The organism is Candidatus Aegiribacteria sp. (assembly GCA_021108435.1).
Taxonomy (GTDB): domain Bacteria; phylum Fermentibacterota; class Fermentibacteria; order Fermentibacterales; family JCC-6; genus Aegiribacteria.
On the sequence record JAIOQY010000132.1, the window covers coordinates 1 to 2491 of the forward strand.

A 2491-nucleotide genomic window follows, 5' to 3' on the forward strand; every position below is an offset into this window, starting at 1 on the left:
GCTACCCACCAGCCAACTTTTAAGTACACAGAAGGGTTAATTGATTCATGAATGTCCAGCGACATACTCGTCCGGAGCCTGACGACAGTTATAATTCCCTTCTAATTTATGCTCCTTTCTTTGCTTTCTTTGACTCTTCTAATCTAAAACTTGGCTCATTGAGTTCGAGGATCACGCTGTGGTGTACGAGTCGGTCTATTGCAGCAGCAGTGGTCATAGGATCTTTGAATATTCTCTCCCATTGCGAGAACTGCAGATTACTTGTAAGCATCACACTTCCACGTTCATATCGCTCTGCCAACAGGGTGAACAACACTTCCATTTCTTCCCTGCTCTGCTGGACATATCCGATGTCATCGATGATAAGCGCATCGAACTTGGACAGACTTTTCAGGAATCTTGCCAATTTCATGTCACGCTTTGCGATAAGCAGCTCTTGTACAAGCAGACTGCAGGAGTAAAAGCGGACCCGGTAACCCTTATGGATCAGCTCTATGCCTATGGCGCACAGCAGATGTGTTTTCCCGCCACCGGGACCGCCAAACGCAAGCACATTTTCACTCCTGCCTATGAAGCCCCCATCAAGTAATGCGTCCACCTTCTGGTTCTCCACTGGAGATAACCTGCTCCTTACAAAGGTATCAAGAGTTTTCTCCAGAGGCAGCTTTGACTGGCGGAGGAACCGGGTAACACGGTTCTGTCGGCGTTCCTCAACTTCCTGCTCAATAAGAGACTGAAGGTATTCTTCATGGCTCAGAGAATCACGCCTGGCATGCTCAGCCTCTTCCTCGTAGCAACGCCGAATTGTCGGCAGGTGCAGTTCCTTCAGATACTCTTTCAGTGCGTTCACTGGGCCACCGCCATATCGCACCGCAGCAACTCATCGTAGACGGAGAGTTTTACATCGGGGATAGTCACATCGGTAACAGGAGCTATTGCCATGTCGGATTCCATGAGCTCACTTACCGCAGTAGAACCGATGGTTTCGCCACTGTTTATCAATATGTGCAGAACTCTGTCGACACCTGATTCGCTCTTCTTGGCTGCAAGCTCAAGAATTTTGAGATATTCTTTCGCCGCAACTGATAAAACATGATTCTGCTTCAGGCTGTCATACGCCATCCTGAACCGTATCGTAGGGAACATGTCCTCACGCCACTTGTAATTCTCAAAGGCTCCAGGTTTCCGCACAAGCCAGTCAATAACATGCCTGTAATTGATGGAGTGATTACTTTCGCCTCGGAGCCGCGGAAGATGATCTATTTTCTTCTGACCGTACCAGACTTCCAGGTACTCTGCATATAACCGTATATTCACATGTTCACCGATAAGTCGGCTGTTCACTGAATAGGTGTTGTGAGCGATGTGTATCGTACTGCTGCGGCGGACCTTGACATTATCCAGCCGCTTGCAGGCCTCAATCCTGTTCCTGGGCAGCCGGCCCAATACTTTCAGCTCCTCGCCGAACCGATCCCGCCGGCCTGCATTCAATTGATCCAGAAGATCCATCAAAAAACAGGTGTATTCTTTCCTATCGGCAAAGTCTCTGCTGCCCCTCAGCATAAGAGACTGATCCACAGCCATCTTGAATCGATTGTTGCGCTGCTCAACATCACCATTTTCATGCGGGCTGTCAGGATTGGTTCTGCGGCCCTTTATCCTGTAGTGACGCAGCAGAGCTGCGTAACGATCTGTGAACTTCTCAGGATTCCCAGCCTTCCTTACAGCAGCAGTCAGCCTGTCGGTAAGATGGATCTCCGGAGTACCGCCAAGCATCCACACCGCATTTTGAAAGCCTTCGCTAAGGCTTTCAAAGCTCTCTGAGAAGCATATCGAACCTGTCTCCCAGTTCGAATACGTAAGTACAAAGTGATAGAACAGATGTTTGAAGTGTCTGCCAGCAATAGTGATATGCAGAGAGTTCATGCTGGTGAAATCAGATTCAGCCAGGTTTCCGGGATAATGCTTCTGAGGGAAGAAGACCTCTCGGGGCGGTCCCTCCGTTGCTCTCCATACTTTAACCCGACGCTGTAAAGTCCGGAGCTGACCATCTGCATACTCTCCAGGATTCTGGCGCTGCAGATACTCGAAGATCGTCTTTGACTGTAGCCCTGGATTAATGCCCAGCATGCTCCGGACTTTTTCCCATACATCTGCAAATGAGTCTGGGTGTGTCCTCCAATTACGTGATTCAGCAAGCTCGCTGGGTAACTTGCGTTTTTGCTTGTAACGACGGGCGGTTTTCACATCCATTCCTGACTTTGCCGCTGCTACTGTTAGTGTTTTCTCTGTGTTCAACAATCGAAACAGCCTCCTAACCTGATTGTCTGTTACCATCCAAACCCCTTTCTAAGGTGATTTGGATAGTCTAATTCAATTTCTGAAAACAGGGAATTCTAACTGTCGCTGACGGACAATCTAACTAGACGGTGATCACATGAATGTAATTTAGAGTAAATCCGAGTGAGATCGAAAGAATAAGAAAGATGGT

2 protein-coding genes are annotated in these 2491 nt (G+C 48.3%); both read right to left on the reverse strand.

Annotated features, from left to right (window positions below):
• Nucleotides 1-106: 106 nt before the first annotated feature.
• On the reverse strand, nucleotides 107-871 hold the full coding sequence (gene istB, locus K8R76_07580; GenBank protein MCD4848034.1) for an IS21-like element helper ATPase IstB: 765 nt from the start codon (nucleotides 869-871) through the stop codon (nucleotides 107-109).
• Nucleotides 847-2298 carry an IS21 family transposase gene (gene istA / locus K8R76_07585; protein MCD4848035.1) on the reverse strand — a complete coding sequence of 484 codons (1452 nt, stop codon included), beginning with the start codon at nucleotides 2296-2298 and terminating at the stop codon, nucleotides 847-849. Before istA ends, istB begins: the two co-directional genes overlap by 25 nt.
• Nucleotides 2299-2491 lie beyond the last annotated feature (193 nt).